The organism is Cytobacillus sp. FSL R5-0569 (genome assembly GCF_038007265.1).
Classification (GTDB): Bacteria; Bacillota; Bacilli; order Bacillales; family Cytobacillaceae; genus Cytobacillus; species Cytobacillus kochii.
In genome coordinates, this window is sequence record NZ_JBBOWW010000001.1 from 526,930 (window position 1) to 541,312 (window position 14,383).

The following is a 14,383-nucleotide window of genomic DNA, read 5'->3' on the forward strand; positions in this document are numbered from 1 at the left end:
CTTAACCGAGTCTGAATGATTTATCTTAAGTGTTAAATCATATAAAATAAGAATTATAAATGTTTCTTCATTTTTATTCTTTTTTTTCCTAAATCATAGGAAGAAAGAAGATGAATTTGTGCGAAGAATGGTAGATTTCACAGGAATTTAGCAAGATTTAGCGAATAGAAGTATAAGTAAGGAGAAGAATGCCCTTTATTAAAAAATCAGGAGGATGGTCAATGAATCATAAAATGAATCCGGTTGTCGAGCAAGTGCTCATTAATATAGATAAAGTAATGATCGGTAAAAGAGAAGTGGCAGAATTGAGCTTGGTTGCCTTATTATCTGGTGGTCATGTGTTACTTGAAGATGTGCCTGGTGTTGGTAAGACGATGATGGTTCGAGCGCTGGCAAAATCGCTAGGTGCGAACTTTAGAAGAATTCAATTTACCCCTGATTTATTACCATCGGATGTGACAGGCGTTTCAATTTATAATCCGAAAGAAATGGCATTTGAATTCCGCCCGGGTCCAATAATGGGTCAGATTATATTAGCAGATGAAATCAACCGGACATCCCCTAAAACACAGTCCGCCTTATTAGAAGGGATGGAGGAGAAGAGTGTAACAATTGATGGAGTGACTCATCAATTAGGTAGCCCTTTTTTTGTGATGGCGACACAAAATCCGATTGAATATGAAGGAACTTACCCGCTCCCAGAAGCGCAGCTTGACCGTTTTCTGTTAAAAATGCGTATGGGTTATCCTGAAGGAACAGAAGAGATTGAATTATTAAGTCGTGTTCAAAGTGCACTCCCGATAGAAGAAATACAGCCAGTAATGGAGTTAGAACAGCTGAGAGACATGCAGGCGAAAGTAAAAGAGGTGTATGTCGATCATTCCATTAAAAGCTATATTGTTCATATGGCTGAGCAAACAAGAAACCATAAACATGTGTATTTAGGCGTTAGCCCTAGGGGGTCTATTGCTTTAATGAAAGCATCACAAAGCTATGCGTTTATGCATGGAAGAGATTATGTCCGTCCTGATGATGTGCAATATTTAGCAAGTGCGGTCTTTAGTCATCGCTTAATTCTCAAGTCAGAAGCAAAATTTGAAGGGGTCAAAGCAGAACAAGTGATTGAGAAGATTATCGATGTTACACCGGTACCAGTGCAAAAGGCTGTGAAATAGGATGAGGCGATGGTTATTCGCAGTAAAGGGTGTATGGAAGTTAATGTTATTGTTCCTTTTACTACTCATTACTTTTTCATATGCGATGTTTCAAGGAGGATTTGTCAGCTGGTTCTTATTTTATAGCTTTTTACCGTTTGGTTTATATGCATTTGCACTGGCAATGTATCCGTTGCATCGTATCCATGTAAAGAGAGAACTTTCCAGTCAAGAGGTGAGTGCAGGAGATACACTATCGATACGTCTTTCTATTCATATGGATACGATTTTTCCGTTATTTTTTCTTGTTATCGAAGACCATATAACATCTTCGCTACAGATGAAGAAATATCTGTTATTTCCTGGATTTCGTAAAAATCTCGTTGTTTCGCAATCATTTAAGGAAATCCCTCGCGGAGAGCACGTTTTCCGATATGTTCGGCTGAAAATAGGTGACCCTCTTGGATTAATCGAACGTGAAGTAAACATGTCACTTGAAGACCGCATGATTGTGTATCCAACTTATGAAGAAATAGTTTATCAACCATTTAGTCACCAATTTGATCAAGGAATGACGGCTTCAGATGAAAGGGTGCAGAGAGATACGTCTATGGCTACAGGCGTCCGTGAATATCAACCAGGTGATCGTTTTTCTTGGATTAACTGGAAAACATCCGCCAAGCGTAATGAAATGATGGTTAAAGAATTTGAACAACGCAAATCGCATGATGTATATCTTCTCATCGATCGTTTTCCTGATGTACATTTTGAAGCAATCGTTTCTTTTACCGCTTCTCTTGTATATGCAATTCTGCGAAAAGGGGCACAGGTAGGGTTCCTTTCAGCGGGGAGAAATCGAGTGGAGTTCCCTATTCTTGGTGGTGAAGGGCAGCTACAACGAATCTTTTATCATCTAGCTACAGTGAAGGCGGATAGTAAACGTCCTTTAGAACAAGTGTTAGATGTAGAAAAAAGTCTTGCCCAACAAAATGATCAACTACTGCTTGTTACTGCCAAACTAAACAAACGTTTGCTTGAAAAGGCGAGCTTTTATTCTCAAAAAGGAAGTGTGACGATTTTTCTTGTGAAAAAAAAGGAAGAGCAAGCAGTACAAGAGGAAATTCGTTTAAAAGACACCGCTACTTCAAGAGGAATACGTATACAAATTGTGCATGAAGGTCAATTTTCTGCCGCATTCTCGGAGGTGAGGAGCGGATGATGAAAAGATTTTCTACTTTGGTTCTTTATCTCTTTGGTTTTCTCCTCATTTGGGAGTGGATTAGGCCGTTAGAGCAATTAACGGATACAGGGAATGTGTGGGTGTTCTTTCTTTTCCTATGTATTGCCCTTGCGATGGATTTTTTAAAATGGCATTGGGTCCTTCGCTTTGTCATTAATGGAGCGATTATTTTCTTCAGTTTAATGTATATTTATTTTCTTGATCAATATGGACTGATTGGCTCGATTCCTATGATGATTCAAGAGTTATTTGATAACTTTTTGACGATGTTACAAGCGCAATGGACCGCTATAACAGACATGTTTAGGACTTTATTATTCTTCATTCTTTTATGGTTGATGTCTTACCTTATTCAATATTGGCTCATCCAACGGAGACAAATTTTTATTTTCTTTTTCATGACATTGGTCTATATTACTGTCCTTGATACATTCACACCATATAATGCAGAAATGGCAATTATTCGAACCGTAATTTGTGGATTTTTAATGATGGGGATTCTCGCCTTCTATCGTCAACTAGAGAAGGAAGATATTGAAGCGAAAACATCGAAACTAAGCAAATGGATGATCCCTCTAAGTGGATTGGTGCTCATGAGTTCTCTCATTGCCTTTGCTGCACCAAAGGCAGATCCAATTTGGCCTGATCCTGTTCCTTATATCACTTCATTTAATGAAGATAGTAGAAATGAAGAAGCTGGAGGGGTGCGGAAAATTGGCTATGGTGAGGATGATTCTTTATTAGGTGGCTCTTTTGTTCCTGATGATACTCTCGTGTTTGTTGCGAAAACGGAAGATCCCCATTATTGGAAAGTAGAGACCAAAGATGTCTATACAGGTAAGGGCTGGGAACTTTCAGAAGAAAATCGTGGTAGCGAGTTTTTTGCATCAGGAGAAGAAGTGCCGTTGGAATCATTTTCAGAGAATGAAAATGTCGTTGTTGAGGAAAGAGTCAGTAATGTACAAATGAACAGAGCACGTCCTCAAATTGTCTATCCATTAGGGATAAAAAGTTTTCAAAGTGAAAACATCCCATTTGAATTGAATGAAGCGCTTGAGAAATTTTCAATTAGATATGCAGAGGATTCTCTCATGCCAACTTATGACGTAATCTTTAATGAACCCACTTATAGTGTAAATGCATTAACGGCAGTTAATAATGATAATCACGGTTTAGATTCAGCGTTTTATGAAAGGTATACGCAATTACCAGAAGATCTCCCTGATCGTGTGCGTGAATTGGCAGAAGAAATTGTAGCAGGGCATGATAATTGGTTTAACCAAATTCGTGAGATTGAAGGCTATTTTGCTCGATCGGGTTTTGTTTATTCACAAAGAGATGTGGCTGTGCCAGGACCAGATGAGGATTATGTCGACCAATTTTTGTTTGATACGAAGTTAGGTTATTGCGATAACTTTTCAACAGCAATGATCGTGCTAGCCCGTTCTGCTGGTATTCCGACTAGATGGGTTAAAGGGTTTACAGAAGGTGAAAGAACCAACGCAAATGGATTAACTGTTGGTACTTATGACATTACGAATAACAATGCTCACTCATGGGTGGAGGCTTATTTTCCTGGCGTTGGATGGATTCCGTTTGAGCCAACAACAGGTTTTAGTAATCCTGTAGAATATGAGTTTGATTTAGATGAGGAAACAACGCCTAATAACGCGGAGGAAACGGAAACACCGGAAAGAGAAGAGAGACCAGATGAAGCAGAAACGACTGAACAAACAGAAACAGCGTCAAGCACTTTTAGTTTGACGGAGCTATGGGATTCGGTAAAGGAAGCGGTTCAACAACACTGGAAAAAGATTATTTTAATAATCATTGTGCTTGCTTTCATCGGTTACCTAACGTATATCAAGCGGGGTAAATGGCTACCTTACTTCTATATTTGGACATACAAACATCGTAATAATGATCGGGATTTTGAGAAAGCGTACCTTGTTTTATTACATGAATTTTCACGGTTCGGGGTGAAAAGGAAACAAGGACAAACCTTACATTCTTTTGCCAAAGAGGTCGATCGTTTGCTTGGGCATCAACAGATGAGTCAGCTAACGGATAGTTACGAGGCTTATCTATATAGCGGTAAGCAAGAAAAGGGCATTTGGAAGAGAAATAAGGAATTGTGGGAAAATTTAATAAAAGCCACAATCGCTTGACCGTTAAAATAACCTGTTGTTAAAATAGTTGAATGAGAAGTCATGGATTCATATGCATGATGACTATCAATAATTTTAACGAATAACCTTCATATATCCTTGGTAATATGGTCCGAGAGTCTCTACCAGACTGCCTATAACAGTCTGACTATGAAGGCAGAATATATTTAGCCTAGCTAGATTTCTGCCTTCTGACTATATTTTCGGGGGGAAGAACTCTAGTTTTTTGTATGAAATAGTAGGTGTTGGATAACCTACAAATGATACATTCGGAGTCACTCTTCATATATGAAGTGGAATAAAAGAATGAGGGAATCATTCTATCAATGTTGACGAGGTGAACAGCGTGACGGGGAAAGTAGAATTGCATGACCAGGAAATGATCGTTGTACTAGACTTTGGTAGTCAGTACAATCAGTTGATTACACGCAGAATTAGGGAGTTTGGCGTTTATAGTGAATTACATCCGCATACCATTACTGCACAAGAAATCAAAGAAATGAATCCAAAAGGAATCATCTTCTCTGGTGGTCCAAACAGTGTTTACGGCGAAAATGCTTTTCGTTGTGATCCAGAAATTTTTGAATTAGGTCTACCAATCTTCGGTATTTGCTACGGTATGCAATTAATGACGATGCATTTCGGAGGAAAAGTAGAAGGTGCAAAGCAGCGTGAGTACGGTAAAGCTGTATTAAAATTACAAAATCAATCTAAATTATTTGCCGATCTTCCTGAAGAGCAAGTGGTTTGGATGAGTCATGGTGACTTAGTCGTTGAAGCACCAGAAGGTTTTGCAATTGATGGCACTAACCCTTCTTGTCCTGTCGCAGCGATTAGTGACGAAGCACGTGGATTATACGGAGTTCAATTCCACCCAGAAGTACGTCATTCTGTATACGGTAATGATATGCTGAAAAACTTTGTTTTCGGTATTTGTGGCTGTAAAGGCGATTGGTCTATGGAGAACTTTATTGAAATCGAATTGGAAAAAATTCGCCAAACAGTTGGAGATAAGAAAGTCCTTTGTGCACTTAGTGGCGGAGTAGATTCTTCTGTTGTTGCTGTTCTTATTCATAAAGCGATTGGTGACCAATTAACATGTATTTTTGTTGATCACGGTTTATTGCGTAAAGATGAAGCAGAAGGCGTTATGAAAACTTTCTCTGAAGGCTTCAATATGAATGTCATTAAAGTAGATGCTAAGGAGCGTTTCTTAAGCAAACTTGAAGGTGTCAGTGATCCTGAGAAAAAACGTAAAATTATTGGTAATGAATTCATTTACGTATTTGATGATGAAGCACATAAATTAGAAGGTATTGATTATTTAGCACAAGGTACACTTTATACAGATATTATCGAAAGTGGTACTGCAACAGCGCAAACAATCAAATCTCACCACAATGTAGGTGGACTACCTGAAGATATGCAATTCCAATTAATTGAGCCGCTTAATACTTTATTTAAAGATGAAGTACGCGCACTTGGAACAGAATTAGGTATTCCAGATGATATCGTTTGGAGACAACCATTCCCAGGTCCTGGTTTAGGTATCCGTGTTCTTGGTGCAATCTCTGAAGAAAAACTTGAAATTGTCCGTGAATCAGACGCGATCCTTCGTGAAGAAATCAAAAATGCTGGTCTTGAAAGAGATGTGTGGCAATATTTCACTGTCCTACCTGACATTCGTAGCGTAGGTGTAATGGGTGATGCGCGTACGTATGATTACACAATTGGTATCCGCGCCGTTACTTCAATTGATGGAATGACATCTGATTGGGCACGTATTCCTTGGGATGTGCTTGAAGTTATCTCAACAAGAATCGTTAATGAAGTGGACCATATCAACCGCGTAGTGTATGATATTACTTCTAAGCCACCAGCAACGATTGAGTGGGAATAAAACAATACACCTTAGAATCCTAGTTTGGATTCTAAGGTTTTTTAATAAGTATTCTTTTTGGGAGGGTGTTAGGTGTTATATTTAAAACAGGCACAATTAGAAGAGTTGGATGAAATCATGTCCATTATTGACCGAGCAAGGGAAACGATTGTTAAAAGAGGTATTCCACAATGGCAGGATGGAGATGGACCCAATCGAGAAATCATTACACAGGATATTTCGAATAAGGAAGCCTACGTGTTGATGGCGGATGAACGAAAAGTCGGTACTGGCACGATCTTAACTGCGCCAGAAGAACCGTATGAGCAATTAGTGAATTGGGAGAAAGCAGAAACGCCGTATGCTTCGATTCATCGAGTAGCGATTGACCCAGAGATACAAGGAAAGGGTTATTCGACGATATTGCTTCAACATTTAATTACCGCTGCAAGGCTCAATGGATTTCGTGATATTCGCATTGACACCCATCCCGAAAATGAAGTCATGCAAAAGGTTATTCAGAAAGCTGGTTTTTCCTATATTGGGGATGTGGAGCTAGATGTTCCAAATGGTAATCGATTTGCCTACCAAATATTGCTTAAATAAAAGAAGTATTGCTTCATAAATCTAGTTGGTTTATAGTTAAACCAAATGAAATTACGTATATAAAGTGGAAAATAAACCTAATTCCGAACAATGGTAAAAAACGGACTGAGAAATGTTCGTTTTTTATATTGACTAGGACTTTTTTAATTGCTAATATAATAGAGAATTAAATATTAAAAACATCTTCGTATAATGTTGGGAATATGGCCCAAAAGTTTCTACCAAGTTACCGTAAATGACTTGACTACTTGATGTGTGTGCGTAACAAAGGAATGTGCTTTAGATATTATACTAATCTTATTTTTTACATTCCATGTTACTTATACCATCCCTGTTGTCAAGACTTCGGTTACTTTCCGAAGTTTTTTTAATGCCAACTTTAGGGGGAAAATTAAAAATGAAAAAGTACTTCCAATTCGACGAACTCGGCACCAATTTTCGCCGTGAGATTATTGGCGGGATTACAACATTCTTAGCTATGGCTTATATATTAGCAGTCAATCCACTTACATTAACGTTAGCCGATGTACCTGATCTACCAGATCATATGAGAATGGATTATGGTGCAGTATTCGTTGCAACAGCTATTTCAGCAGCCATCGGTTCCTTGATTATGGGACTCATAGCCAAGTATCCTATTGGTCTTGCTCCGGGTTTAGGGTTGAATGCGTTTTTTGCTTATACAGTTATCTTAGTGAATGGTATGCCTTGGCAACACGCGTTAGCAGCCGTATTTATTTCCAGTGTATTTTTCTTAATTTTAACTTTAACAGGTTTGCGTGAAAAATTAATCAACGCAATTCCATTTGAATTGAAAATTGCTGTAGGTGCAGGTATTGGTTTATTTATTACCTTTATCGGCTTACAATCTGCAGGAATTATCGTAAATAATGATGCAACTTTAGTAGCTCTAGGAGATTTATCTGAACCAAATACATTACTTGCTGTATTTGGAATCATTGTAACAATTATTTTAATGACAAGAGGCGTAAAAGCTGGTATTTTCTTCGGAATGGTTATTACAATGATTGTCGGTATGATTTTTGGATTAATTCAAACACCTGAAAAAGTTGTGGACGCAGTACCGAGTGTAGCACCAACATTCGGATCATTATTCTCAGCATTTGGTGATCCATCATTCTATACAACTGCGATGTTAGGTGTTATTTTAACTTTCTTGTTTGTTGATTTCTTTGATAACGCAGGAACATTAATGGCAGTAGCTAACCAAGCGGGATTTGTGAAAAATAATAAGTTACCACGTGCAGGTAAGGCGTTATTTGCTGATGCAACTGCATCTATGACAGGTTCTATTTTCGGAACTTCAACAGTTACTTCTTTTGTTGAATCGTCTGCTGGTGTTGCCGCAGGTGCAAGGACTGGTTTTGCAGCCATCATTACAGCGATTTGTTTCTTATTATCGTTATTCTTCTTCCCGTTACTAGAAGTGGTTACATCCGCAGTCACGGCGCCAGCTTTAATTGTTGTTGGTATCTTGATGGTATCGTCTCTTGGTCAAATTGACTGGAAACGATTCGAAATCGCAGTACCTTCATTCTTTACAATGGTGACAATGCCACTTTCTTATAGTATTGCAACAGGTATTGCAGTAGGATTTATCTTCTACCCAATTACAATGCTTCTTAAAGGAAAAGGAAAAGAGATTCATCCAATTATGTATTTCTTCTTCCTAGTCTTCCTTGCGTATTTGATTTTCCATTAATTGAGTGGAAGTAAAGAGCATCCTCTAGTAGGGTGCTCTTTTTGGTGTGAAAGATTACTTTCTTCTATATAAATATGTTTGTTGTGTGCATATTAAGGAAAGGTGAGTATCGTTAGTCCTTATTGCAGGATGAAAGTCGTGTTTTAATTTTGTGTTTCATTACAGGTTTAGTAAACTATTAAAAGGGAATGTATAATATATATAATTTTATTAAGAAAAATAATATTTTTTGTTGACGTATGTCGATGAGGGTGATATTATTATAAAGCAGTCGTTGATAACGCTTTCGAAGATTACTTTCGAAAAAAGAACTTTAAAAAGTTGTTGACAATAGATTGCGAGAATGTTATATTAATAAAGTCGCTTCTGAAGCGAATGAGATTGTTCTTTGAAAACTGAACGAACGTAAAACGTCAAGCGTAATTCTAAAAAAAGCTGATTTATCAGCAACAAAGCACCATAGGTGCAAACGAGCTAATCAAACACTTTATTGGAGAGTTTGATCCTGGCTCAGGACGAACGCTGGCGGCGTGCCTAATACATGCAAGTCGAGCGAATCTGAGGGAGCTTGCTCCCAAAGATTAGCGGCGGACGGGTGAGTAACACGTGGGCAACCTGCCTGTAAGACTGGGATAACTCCGGGAAACCGGGGCTAATACCGGATAATATCTATTTATACATATAATTAGATTGAAAGATGGTTCTGCTATCACTTACAGATGGGCCCGCGGCGCATTAGCTAGTTGGTGAGGTAACGGCTCACCAAGGCGACGATGCGTAGCCGACCTGAGAGGGTGATCGGCCACACTGGGACTGAGACACGGCCCAGACTCCTACGGGAGGCAGCAGTAGGGAATCTTCCGCAATGGACGAAAGTCTGACGGAGCAACGCCGCGTGAGTGATGAAGGTTTTCGGATCGTAAAACTCTGTTGTTAGGGAAGAACAAGTATCGGAGTAACTGCCGGTACCTTGACGGTACCTAACCAGAAAGCCACGGCTAACTACGTGCCAGCAGCCGCGGTAATACGTAGGTGGCAAGCGTTGTCCGGAATTATTGGGCGTAAAGCGCGCGCAGGCGGTTCCTTAAGTCTGATGTGAAAGCCCACGGCTCAACCGTGGAGGGTCATTGGAAACTGGGGAACTTGAGTGCAGAAGAGGAAAGTGGAATTCCAAGTGTAGCGGTGAAATGCGTAGAGATTTGGAGGAACACCAGTGGCGAAGGCGACTTTCTGGTCTGTAACTGACGCTGAGGCGCGAAAGCGTGGGGAGCAAACAGGATTAGATACCCTGGTAGTCCACGCCGTAAACGATGAGTGCTAAGTGTTAGAGGGTTTCCGCCCTTTAGTGCTGCAGCAAACGCATTAAGCACTCCGCCTGGGGAGTACGACCGCAAGGTTGAAACTCAAAGGAATTGACGGGGGCCCGCACAAGCGGTGGAGCATGTGGTTTAATTCGAAGCAACGCGAAGAACCTTACCAGGTCTTGACATCCTCTGACAATCCTAGAGATAGGACTTTCCCCTTCGGGGGACAGAGTGACAGGTGGTGCATGGTTGTCGTCAGCTCGTGTCGTGAGATGTTGGGTTAAGTCCCGCAACGAGCGCAACCCTTGATCTTAGTTGCCAGCATTTAGTTGGGCACTCTAAGGTGACTGCCGGTGACAAACCGGAGGAAGGTGGGGATGACGTCAAATCATCATGCCCCTTATGACCTGGGCTACACACGTGCTACAATGGATGGTACAAAGGGCTGCAAGACCGCGAGGTTTAGCCAATCCCATAAAACCATTCTCAGTTCGGATTGTAGGCTGCAACTCGCCTACATGAAGCCGGAATCGCTAGTAATCGCGGATCAGCATGCCGCGGTGAATACGTTCCCGGGCCTTGTACACACCGCCCGTCACACCACGAGAGTTTGTAACACCCGAAGTCGGTGGGGTAACCTTTTGGAGCCAGCCGCCTAAGGTGGGACAGATGATTGGGGTGAAGTCGTAACAAGGTAGCCGTATCGGAAGGTGCGGCTGGATCACCTCCTTTCTAAGGAATATACGGAATTAACTTGATGTTAGACTGTTCGTTCAGTTTTGAGAGTATAATCTCTCAAAATAAGGTGAAAGTAGCGAAGGATTCAAGGAAGCGTAAGCTGACGAGAATACCAAAGCTTACCATTCATCAATCGTTCTTTGAAAACTAGATAATGTAATGAAGAAGATTACCGAGTAATCGCCACCTTAGTTATTTTCTCTCTATATAATAGAGTAGAGATACTAAACTTTTTTAAAACACACAACCGTGAGGGAAGCGAAAGCAACCCAAACATATGGTTAAGTTAATAAGGGCGCACGGTGAATGCCTTGGCACTAGGAGCCGATGAAGGACGGGACTAACACCGATATGCTTCGGGGAGCTGTAAGTAAGCTTTGATCCGGAGATTTCCGAATGGGGAAACCCCCTATCCGTTATGGGATAGGATCCATACCTGAATACATAGGGTATGGAAGGCAGACCCGGGGAACTGAAACATCTAAGTACCCGGAGGAAGAGAAAGCAAACGCGATTCCCTGAGTAGCGGCGAGCGAAACGGGATTAGCCCAAACCAAGAGGCTTGCCTCTTGGGGTTGTAGGACATTCTATACGGAGTTACAAAGGAACGAGATAGACGAAGAGGTCTGGAAAGGCCCGCCATAGGAGGTAAAAGCCCTGTAGTTGAAACTTCGTTCCCTCCAGAGTGGATCCTGAGTACGGCGGGACACGAGAAATCCCGTCGGAAGCAGGGAGGACCATCTCCCAAGGCTAAATACTCCCTAGTGACCGATAGTGAACCAGTACCGTGAGGGAAAGGTGAAAAGCACCCCGGAAGGGGAGTGAAAGAGATCCTGAAACCGTGTGCCTACAAGTAGTTAGAGCCCGTTAATGGGTGATAGCGTGCCTTTTGTAGAATGAACCGGCGAGTTACGATTACATGCGAGGTTAAGTTGGACAGACGGAGCCGTAGCGAAAGCGAGTCTGAATAGGGCGAATGAGTATGTGGTCGTAGACCCGAAACCAGGTGATCTACCCATGTCCAGGGTGAAGTCCAGGTAACACTGGATGGAGGCCCGAACCCACGTACGTTGAAAAGTGCGGGGATGAGGTGTGGGTAGCGGAGAAATTCCAATCGAACTTGGAGATAGCTGGTTCTCTCCGAAATAGCTTTAGGGCTAGCCTCATGCGTAAGAATCTTGGAGGTAGAGCACTGTTTGGACTAGGGGCCCTCATCGGGTTACCGAATTCAGACAAACTCCGAATGCCAAAGATTTATCCATGGGAGTCAGACTGCGAGTGATAAGATCCGTAGTCAAGAGGGAAACAGCCCAGACCACCAGCTAAGGTCCCAAAGTATACGTTAAGTGGAAAAGGATGTGGAGTTGCTTAGACAACCAGGATGTTGGCTTAGAAGCAGCCACCATTTAAAGAGTGCGTAATAGCTCACTGGTCGAGTGACTCCGCGCCGAAAATGTACCGGGGCTAAACGTATCACCGAAGCTGTGGATTGAACATCGTTGATGTTCAGTGGTAGGAGAGCGTTCTAAGGGCGTTGAAGCTAGACCGTAAGGACTGGTGGAGCGCTTAGAAGTGAGAATGCCGGTATGAGTAGCGAAAGATGGGTGAGAATCCCATCCACCGAATGCCTAAGGTTTCCTGAGGAAGGCTCGTCCGCTCAGGGTTAGTCGGGACCTAAGCCGAGGCTGAAAAGCGTAGGCGATGGACAACAGGTTGATATTCCTGTACCACCGTATTCTGTTTGAGTGATGGGGGGACGCAGGAGGATAGGGTAAGCGCACTATTGGATGTGCGTCTAAGCAGTTAGAGGGACCATGAGGCAAATCCCATGGTCACATACCTTGAGCTGTGATAGCGAGGGAAATTTAGTACCGAAGTTCTTGATTCCACACTGCCAAGAAAAGCCTCTAGCGAGGAATAAGGTGCCCGTACCGCAAACCGACACAGGTAGGCGAGGAGAGAATCCTAAGGTGAGCGAGAGAACTCTCGTTAAGGAACTCGGCAAAATGACCCCGTAACTTCGGGAGAAGGGGTGCTCATTAGGGTGTTAAAGCCTTGATGAGCCGCAGTGAATAGGCCCAGGCGACTGTTTAGCAAAAACACAGGTCTCTGCGAAGCCGCAAGGCGAAGTATAGGGGCTGACGCCTGCCCGGTGCTGGAAGGTTAAGAGGAGAGGTTAGCTCACGCGAAGCTTTGAATCGAAGCCCCAGTAAACGGCGGCCGTAACTATAACGGTCCTAAGGTAGCGAAATTCCTTGTCGGGTAAGTTCCGACCCGCACGAAAGGCGTAACGATCTGGGCACTGTCTCAACGAGAGACTCGGTGAAATTATAGTACCTGTGAAGATGCAGGTTACCCGCGACAGGACGGAAAGACCCCGTGGAGCTTTACTGTAGCCTGATATTGAATTTTGGTACAGCTTGTACAGGATAGGTAGGAGCCTTAGAAGCCGGAGCGCTAGCTTCGGTGGAGGCGTCGGTGGGATACTACCCTGGCTGTATTGAAATTCTAACCCACATCCCTTATCGGGATGGGAGACAGTGTCAGGTGGGCAGTTTGACTGGGGCGGTCGCCTCCTAAAGAGTAACGGAGGCGCCCAAAGGTTCCCTCAGAATGGTTGGAAATCATTCGTAGAGTGTAAAGGCACAAGGGAGCTTGACTGCGAGACCTACAAGTCGAGCAGGGACGAAAGTCGGGCTTAGTGATCCGGTGGTTCCGCATGGAAGGGCCATCGCTCAACGGATAAAAGCTACCCCGGGGATAACAGGCTTATCTCCCCCAAGAGTCCACATCGACGGGGAGGTTTGGCACCTCGATGTCGGCTCATCGCATCCTGGGGCTGTAGTCGGTCCCAAGGGTTGGGCTGTTCGCCCATTAAAGCGGTACGCGAGCTGGGTTCAGAACGTCGTGAGACAGTTCGGTCCCTATCCGTCGTGGGCGCAGGAAATTTGAGAGGAGCTGTCCTTAGTACGAGAGGACCGGGATGGACGCACCGCTGGTGTACCAGTTGTCTTGCCAAAGGCATCGCTGGGTAGCTATGTGCGGAAGGGATAAGTGCTGAAAGCATCTAAGCATGAAGCCCCCCTCGAGATGAGATTTCCCATAGCGCAAGCTAGTAAGATCCCTGAAAGATGATCAGGTTGATAGGTTAGAGGTGGAAGTGTGGCGACACATGTAGCTGACTAATACTAATCGATCGAGGACTTAACCAAAAACGAAATGCGAAGGCGGCTCGTCCAGGAGCGACAAGCATAAGACGAATTTGACAGGAGGTTGTCCTTTAACCTCATGACAAATTTGGCTTATGACCTCGAGCTCCTAGCCGCCGCAGCTAGACAGCACTACGTAAGTAGTCGCATCAGCAACGCATTCAGGCGATTACTCATAAATATCTTCTTCAACATTACCTAGTTTTGAGGGAGCGATTCCCTTACAATTTCATAGTCCGGTGGCGATAGCGAGAAGGTCACACCCGTTCCCATACCGAACACGGAAGTTAAGCTTCTCAGCGCCGATGGTAGTTAGGGGCTGTCCCCTTGTGAGAGTAGGACGTTGCCGGGCAAGATAAAAG

General features: G+C 42.8%; 6 protein-coding genes, 3 rRNA genes and 2 riboswitches. All 9 genes read left to right on the top strand.

Features of this window, described 5'->3' with window-relative positions; translation table 11 throughout:
- Positions 1 to 221 precede the first annotated feature (221 nt).
- The 9 genes from MKX78_RS02820 (at position 222) to rrf (ending at position 14,373) form a co-directional block, all read left to right on the top strand.
- Complete coding sequence (locus MKX78_RS02820) at positions 222 to 1,175, top strand: AAA family ATPase (RefSeq protein WP_224939194.1); 954 nt, start codon at positions 222 to 224, stop codon at positions 1,173 to 1,175.
- A gap of 1 nt (position 1,176) precedes the next feature.
- Positions 1,177 to 2,373: a DUF58 domain-containing protein gene (locus tag MKX78_RS02825; RefSeq protein WP_340977692.1), complete on the top strand. Its 1,197-nt coding sequence runs from the start codon at positions 1,177 to 1,179 to the stop codon at positions 2,371 to 2,373.
- Positions 2,370 to 4,562 carry a transglutaminase TgpA family protein gene (locus tag MKX78_RS02830; RefSeq protein WP_341049689.1) on the top strand — a complete coding sequence of 731 codons (2,193 nt, stop codon included), beginning with the start codon at positions 2,370 to 2,372 and terminating at the stop codon, positions 4,560 to 4,562. Before MKX78_RS02825 ends, MKX78_RS02830 begins: the two co-directional genes overlap by 4 nt.
- 69 nt (positions 4,563 to 4,631) lie before the next feature.
- Positions 4,632 to 4,733, top strand: a riboswitch (purine riboswitch).
- A 208-nt stretch (positions 4,734 to 4,941) separates the two neighbouring features.
- A complete protein-coding gene (guaA, locus tag MKX78_RS02835; RefSeq protein WP_412728639.1) occupies positions 4,942 to 6,462 on the top strand; it encodes a glutamine-hydrolyzing GMP synthase in 1,521 nt (506 codons plus the stop codon).
- Positions 6,463 to 6,534: 72 nt separating this feature from the next.
- Positions 6,535 to 7,047 carry a GNAT family N-acetyltransferase gene (locus MKX78_RS02840; protein WP_307319146.1) on the top strand — a complete coding sequence of 171 codons (513 nt, stop codon included), beginning with the start codon at positions 6,535 to 6,537 and terminating at the stop codon, positions 7,045 to 7,047.
- 165 nt (positions 7,048 to 7,212) lie between these two features.
- Positions 7,213 to 7,316: riboswitch (purine riboswitch) on the top strand.
- 128 nt (positions 7,317 to 7,444) lie between these two features.
- A complete protein-coding gene (locus MKX78_RS02845; protein WP_307319143.1) occupies positions 7,445 to 8,770 on the top strand; it encodes an NCS2 family permease in 1,326 nt (441 codons plus the stop codon).
- Between the two features lie 487 nt (positions 8,771 to 9,257).
- Positions 9,258 to 10,806, top strand: a 16S ribosomal RNA gene (locus tag MKX78_RS02850).
- 285 nt (positions 10,807 to 11,091) lie between these two features.
- Positions 11,092 to 14,024, top strand: a 23S ribosomal RNA gene (locus MKX78_RS02855).
- 232 nt (positions 14,025 to 14,256) lie between these two features.
- A 5S ribosomal RNA gene (rrf, locus tag MKX78_RS02860) occupies positions 14,257 to 14,373 on the top strand.
- The 16S, 23S and 5S rRNA genes sit together here, the layout of an rRNA operon.
- The last annotated feature ends 10 nt before the right edge of the window (positions 14,374 to 14,383 follow it).

Bases quoted from the DNA above. Each gene is read 5' to 3' on its own strand.
- guaA (WP_412728639.1), top strand. From the start codon at position 4,942: ATGATCGTTGTACTAGACTTTGGTAGTCAGTACAATCAGTTGATTACA.
- MKX78_RS02825 (WP_340977692.1), top strand. From the start codon at position 1,177: ATGAGGCGATGGTTATTCGCAGTAAAGGGTGTATGGAAGTTAATGTTA.
- MKX78_RS02830 (WP_341049689.1), top strand. From the start codon at position 2,370: ATGATGAAAAGATTTTCTACTTTGGTTCTTTATCTCTTTGGTTTTCTC.
- MKX78_RS02845 (WP_307319143.1), top strand. From the start codon at position 7,445: ATGAAAAAGTACTTCCAATTCGACGAACTCGGCACCAATTTTCGCCGT.
- MKX78_RS02820 (WP_224939194.1), top strand. From the start codon at position 222: ATGAATCATAAAATGAATCCGGTTGTCGAGCAAGTGCTCATTAATATA.